Origin of the sequence: Vulcanococcus sp. (assembly GCF_044369115.1) — a bacterium.
In the GTDB taxonomy this organism is placed as follows: domain Bacteria; phylum Cyanobacteriota; class Cyanobacteriia; order PCC-6307; family Cyanobiaceae; genus Vulcanococcus.
The window spans coordinates 1-4346 of sequence record NZ_JBIPMN010000197.1 but is presented as its reverse complement, the minus strand read 5'-3'; the positions used below and the strand labels follow the sequence as shown (position 1 = coordinate 4346).

At 64.0% G+C, this 4346-nt stretch carries 6 protein-coding genes; 4 read left to right on the top strand and 2 right to left on the bottom strand.

Translation table 11 applies throughout. The features are described 5' to 3' along the window. Positions 1-216 precede the first annotated feature (216 nt). Both ACIQ2E_RS12870 and ACIQ2E_RS12865 read right to left on the bottom strand, forming a co-directional pair. Positions 217-1560: a cation:proton antiporter gene (locus ACIQ2E_RS12870; protein WP_398331226.1), complete on the bottom strand. Its 1344-nt coding sequence runs from the start codon at positions 1558-1560 to the stop codon at positions 217-219. A gap of 37 nt (positions 1561-1597) precedes the next feature. After that, a complete protein-coding gene (locus ACIQ2E_RS12865) occupies positions 1598-1759 on the bottom strand; it encodes a hypothetical protein (RefSeq protein WP_398331223.1) in 162 nt (53 codons plus the stop codon). A 90-nt stretch (positions 1760-1849) separates the two neighbouring features. On the opposite strand from ACIQ2E_RS12865, the gene ACIQ2E_RS12860 reads away from it, so the two are divergent. The 4 genes from ACIQ2E_RS12860 to ACIQ2E_RS12845 are packed head-to-tail and all read left to right on the top strand — an operon-like array spanning position 1850 to position 4342. Continuing rightward, positions 1850-2209 carry a cation:proton antiporter subunit C gene (locus tag ACIQ2E_RS12860; RefSeq protein ID WP_398331220.1) on the top strand — a complete coding sequence of 120 codons (360 nt, stop codon included), beginning with the start codon at positions 1850-1852 and terminating at the stop codon, positions 2207-2209. A gap of 11 nt (positions 2210-2220) precedes the next feature. Then, positions 2221-3678 carry a proton-conducting transporter membrane subunit gene (locus ACIQ2E_RS12855; RefSeq protein WP_398331217.1) on the top strand — a complete coding sequence of 486 codons (1458 nt, stop codon included), beginning with the start codon at positions 2221-2223 and terminating at the stop codon, positions 3676-3678. Then, positions 3678-4097 (top strand): sodium:proton antiporter, encoded by a 420-nt coding sequence (locus ACIQ2E_RS12850; RefSeq protein WP_398331214.1) that lies wholly within the window; start codon positions 3678-3680, stop codon positions 4095-4097. Before ACIQ2E_RS12855 ends, ACIQ2E_RS12850 begins: the two co-directional genes overlap by 1 nt. Then, positions 4094-4342, top strand: a complete 249-nt coding sequence (locus tag ACIQ2E_RS12845; protein WP_217795239.1) for a hypothetical protein — start codon at positions 4094-4096, stop codon at positions 4340-4342. Before ACIQ2E_RS12850 ends, ACIQ2E_RS12845 begins: the two co-directional genes overlap by 4 nt. The last annotated feature ends 4 nt before the right edge of the window (positions 4343-4346 follow it).

The window sequence follows — 4346 nt, the reverse complement described above, 5'->3', positions numbered from 1 at the left end:
ATTGTGCTTCCACCCGGCACCGAAAACAAACCGGCACTCATGGCCGGGTTTGGCGTGATCGTTCTCGGGATTGCTGCCGCCTACTGGCTCGTACTGATGGCGCGCCGACACAACCCTGAGGCCTCCCCGAGCGCTTGAGTCATTCGTTGGCCATAAAAAAACCTCCCCTGGATCAGGGGAGGTTTCAAAGCACCGATCAATTCGCTGAACTGAAACCTAAACGGCCTCAGCTTCCACCACAGACGGTGTTGGAGGAATCACCACCCGTAGCAAGATCGGTGCCAGGAAGGTGGTGCCGATCACCATCAATAAGATGGCAGCTTCCAGCGCTGGGGTGAGGATGCCGGCCTGGCTGCCAAGGCCTAGGAAGATCAGACCCACCTCACCACGGGGCATCATCCCCAAACCCACCACCAGACGATTGGTGGGATCTGAGCTGAGATAACACCAACCCGCAGCCACCTTGCCGGCCATCGCCACGGCCAACAGGAACGCTGCCACGATCAGGCCTTCGCGGTTAGCGGGATCGAAGGGATTGAGCACCGAAAGATCCATCCCCGTACCGATCAACACGAAGAACACGGTGGCGAACAAGGCCACCAGCGGTTTCACGGCTGCGTCGATGTCGTGGGTGTGCTTCGAAGCGCTGAGGATCAAACCGGCCGCGAAGGCGCCAAGCGCTGCTTCCAGACCAATGGCCTGGGCGGCAAAACAGCAAAGCGTGAGCACCACAAAGCTGGCCACGGCCACATCACCAGGTGCCTTCAGCTGATCCACCACCCAATCGAACGCGGGTGCCGCCTTCCGGCTCAGCACCAGAGCCACCGCCACAAACGCCACGGCCGCCAAGCCGAGCTTGATCACCGGGCCGATGCTGAAGCTGCCGCCACCCACGATCGCCACCACCACAGCCAGGATCACGATGCCGAGGATGTCGTCGAGCACGGCAGCGCCGATCACGATCTGGCCCTCCTTGCGCTTGAGCCACTTGAGCTCCCCGAACACGCTGGCCGTGATGCCAATGGAGGTGGCTGTCATCGCCGCACCGGCAAACACAGCCGGAATCAATGGCACATGAAAGAGGAAATACAGGCCCGCGGTGCCCAAGGCAAAGGGCAGCACCACACCAGCCACCGCCACCGTGGTGGCCTGAACGCCAACGGCCACCAATTCATCCAGTTCGCTCTCCAGCCCTGTGAGAAACAGCAGGGCAAACAGGCCGATCTGAGAAACCGATTGCAGGCTCGGGAAGGTTTCGTTGTAGATCTCGGCAACCTCGTCGGGGCGGATCTCAGCCAGGGAGCCCAACAGCGAGAGCAGCGCGTTGCTGATCTGGGCCTGGGTATCCGGCGGAACGATCAGATGCAGACCGGACACGCCGATCAACACACCAGCCACAAGCTCACCCAGGATCGTGGGTAGCTGAAGCCGAACCATCACCTCAGCGATGGCACGGGCGGCGATAAAGATCACCAGGAAGCGACCCACCTGTAGGAGGGTTTCCGCCACTTCCAGCTGATGGGGGCTGATCTCAGCGATCAGCGCCAAAGGGGGAAGCATGAACGGCCTGAAACGGGCAGCTGGTTATAGGGATGCTTCAGGGGGTTCTGGGTGGCGTGTCGAGCAATCCGCGTTGATGGAGCTCGGACTGGAACTCACGGCCCAGTTGCGCTTCCGGGGTGTGGCGATTCACCTGAGCCAGCACCATCACCGTGCGTAGCGCCAACCAGCTCAGGCCTACAAACAACAGCAGGGTCATCGCGAATGACCAAACGGTGGCGTGAGCTTGGGCCTGATTCACCCAGGCTGGGGGTTGTGGCGCCTAAGTTCCCGCCACCGCTCCGCCTGCATGGCACCGATCCGACTGCTGGAGCTGCTAATCCTGCTGGCGGTGTTAGCCGGCTTTGCAGGGTTGCTGCTGCGCCGCAACCTCTTTCTCAAAGTGCTGTCCATGGATGTGATGGGCAGCGCTGTGGTGGCTTTGTTTGTGCTGCTGGCAGCCCGTTCAGGCCTGCGCAGCCCGATCCTGCCCCGCTCCGGTGAGCTCCTCGCCGGCGACTATGCCGATCCGATTCCCCAGGCGGTGATCCTCACCGCGATCGTGATCGGGCTCTCGATCCAGGCCCTGCTGCTGGTGGTGATCACCCAGATGGCAAGGATCGATCCCAGCCTCAACGCTGCCAGCTTTGAAGCCACCGATCAGCCATGACACCGAGCTGGATGAGCCCGGACAGCCTGCTGATCGCCTGGCTGCTGGTTCCGTATCTCGCCGCCTTTTTGGCGGTGCTGTTGCCATCGCTGAGTCATGCCCTGGTGGTGGGCTGCTGCGGGGCCACCGCCTGGGTGGGCGCTGAGGCGCTCATCACAGGCACCACCCGCCCCCTGCAACTGCTGGGTGAATTCGGAGTGCCGCTGAGCCTCGAGCCTCTGGCCGGATGGTTTGTGCTGCTGAATGGCCTGGTGTGCCTGGCGGTGTGGATCGAAGCGCGGCGGCAGGGCTGGGATCGAACGGGCTGGATGCTGCTGCTGGTGCTGCTGGGGTCGTTGAACACCAGCTTTCTCACCACCGATCTGATCAGCCTCTATGTGGCGCTGGAGGTGGTTGGCATCACCGCCTTTCTGCTGATCCTCAAGGGCAACAGCGCCAATGCCCTGTGGATTGCGCTGCGCTACCTGCTGATCGGCAACACCACCATGGCGATCTATCTGATCGGCGCCGGGCTCGCCTACGCCCAAGCAGGCAGTTTTGCGTTTACGGCCCTGGCCCAGCTGCCGCCAGGCGCACCGCTGGTGCTGGTGCTGGTGGGCTTGCTCACCAAAGCCGGTGTTTTTCTCAATGGCCTATGGCTGCCTCGCACCCATGCCGAAGCACCGGCTGAGGTGTCGGCCCTGCTCTCGGGTGTGGTGGTGGGCGGCGGCGCTCTGCCGCTGCTGAGGCTGGAGCAACTCAACACCGCAATCGGCGAGCTGCTGCTGCCGATCGCCCTGGCCAGCGCCGTGCTCGGCCTGATCTATGCCCTCGCTGTCACCGATGCCAAGCGCCTGTTGGCCTGGAGCACCCTTGCTCAGATGGGGCTGGTGTTGCTGGCACCAGCAGCCGGTGGCTTGATGGCCTTCTCCCACGGCTTGGCCAAGAGCGGCTTGTTTCTCACCGCGCGCCAGTGGCCGAGCCGCTCCCTGCAAACCTGGCGGCAACAGCCCCTGCGGGCTCCACTGCTGCTCACGCTGCTGGTTGGCTCCTGTTCGATCGCAGGCCTGGCACCACTGCTGGGTTACGCCGCCAAGAAGCAACTGGAGAGTGCGGTGCCACCGGTGATCACCACGGCGCTGGTGGTGTTGTCGGTGGGCAGCGTGGCGGTGTACTGCCGGCTCTGCAGCGCCCCCCTGGCCGCCGCATCCGATCCCCAGGAGGCCAGCGGCGCTCTTCCCTGGGGCGCCTGGTTGCTGATGCTTCCCCTGGTGGGGGGTGGTGTTCTGCTGCTCGCCGAGGTGCAGCGTGGCTGGCTGGTGAGCCTGGTGCTGCTGGGGTTGGGGCTCTTCCTCGATCAGCTGCTGGAGCGGCGCCGGCAGCAGGTCAGCCACGGCCTGCCTTCCTTGGATCGCCTGCCGGATCTCGTGGGGGGGCTGGGTTTGGTGGGCGCCGGCCTGCTCCTATCGATCGCTGCGGAGCTGGGCTGATGGTGTTCCTGCTGAGTTGCCTGTTTCGGCTTCTGCTGTGGATGTTGCTCACCGCTGATCTCAGCGCAGTGAACCTGACCATCGGCATTGGCCTTTCCCTGCTGCTCCCCCACGCCCGTGGCCCCAGACAACCGCTGGCACCCACGTTGCGAGCCTTAGGTCGCAGCCTGATCGCCGTGCCTCTGGCCTACGGCGAAGCTCTCGCGCTGATCAGCTCCGGCGATCAGGAGGAGGAGAGCTGGATCGAGCGACCCGCCGGTGATCCCCGCCATCGCCTGCTGGTTTTCCTGGAGGTTCTGGCCATCACACTCACTCCCTTCACGATCGTGCTCGGCCTCAGCAACGGCCCAACCGGCCCGCATTACACGATTCATCAGCTGCGGCCGCGCCGGGGGCAGCCCGAGGAGGTGCAGCCATGACCCTGCTGCTTTGGGGCATGGTGCTGGCCCTGTTGATCCCGATTGCCGTGGTGTGCCGGCCCTGCAGCGTGTGGGACCGCATGGCCGCCTTCGGCAGCATCGCCTCCAAGGTGGCGCTGATCACGATGGTGGTGGCGGTGTTGCGGGGCGACTGGATGCTCGGCCTGGTGGGAGCGATCAGCCTCAGCGCCGGCAACGCCGGAATGCTGCTGCTGGCCAACCTGCTGCGGGAGGTGGAGCGATGAGCCT

Excerpts from the sequence above, each read along its gene's own strand:
- ACIQ2E_RS12845 (WP_217795239.1), top strand. The coding sequence starts at position 4,094 with ATGACCCTGCTGCTTTGGGGCATGGTGCTGGCCCTGTTGATCCCGATT.
- ACIQ2E_RS12860 (WP_398331220.1), top strand. The coding sequence starts at position 1,850 with ATGGCACCGATCCGACTGCTGGAGCTGCTAATCCTGCTGGCGGTGTTA.
- ACIQ2E_RS12870 (WP_398331226.1), bottom strand. The coding sequence starts at position 1,560 with ATGCTTCCCCCTTTGGCGCTGATCGCTGAGATCAGCCCCCATCAGCTG.
- ACIQ2E_RS12850 (WP_398331214.1), top strand. The coding sequence starts at position 3,678 with ATGGTGTTCCTGCTGAGTTGCCTGTTTCGGCTTCTGCTGTGGATGTTG.
- ACIQ2E_RS12865 (WP_398331223.1), bottom strand. The coding sequence starts at position 1,759 with ATGACCCTGCTGTTGTTTGTAGGCCTGAGCTGGTTGGCGCTACGCACG.
- ACIQ2E_RS12855 (WP_398331217.1), top strand. The coding sequence starts at position 2,221 with ATGAGCCCGGACAGCCTGCTGATCGCCTGGCTGCTGGTTCCGTATCTC.